At 46.8% G+C, this 571-nt stretch carries 1 protein-coding gene; it reads left to right on the forward strand.

The features are described from left to right. Positions 1–571 (forward strand): NAD(P)(+) transhydrogenase (Re/Si-specific) subunit beta (locus tag R7O13_RS29355; RefSeq protein WP_318305523.1); only part of this gene is annotated, 571 nt, incomplete at both ends.

Genomic DNA, 571 nt, shown 5'->3' on the forward strand with positions numbered 1-571 from the left:
GATCGTAACAGGTGCTTTGGTTGGTTCTTCAGGTGCAATTCTGTCATACATCATGTGTAAAGCGATGAACCGCTCGTTTATCAGTGTTATTGCCGGTGGTTTTGGTCAAGAGATTATCATTTCAAGTGATGAAGAGCAGGGCGAACACCGTGAAACCACTGCTGAAGAAGTGGCTGAAATGCTGAAAAACTCGAAGTCAGTAATCATCACTCCGGGATACGGCATGGCAGTAGCGCAAGCGCAGTACCCGGTGCATGAAATTACTGATGCACTTCGTTCACAAGGTATTGAAGTTCGTTTTGGTATTCACCCTGTCGCGGGTCGTCTGCCTGGTCACATGAACGTGCTACTTGCAGAAGCGAAAGTACCATACGACATCGTTCTGGAGATGGACGAAATCAATGATGATTTCTCAGAAACAGATACGGTTCTGGTTATTGGTGCGAACGACACTGTAAACCCAGCAGCGCTAGAAGATCCGAACAGTCCTATTGCTGGCATGCCTGTATTGGAAGTGTGGAACGCGAAAAACGTCATCGTATTCAAGCGTTCAATGAATACTGGTTACGCG

It is taken from the genome of Vibrio sp. Y176, assembly GCF_033438945.1.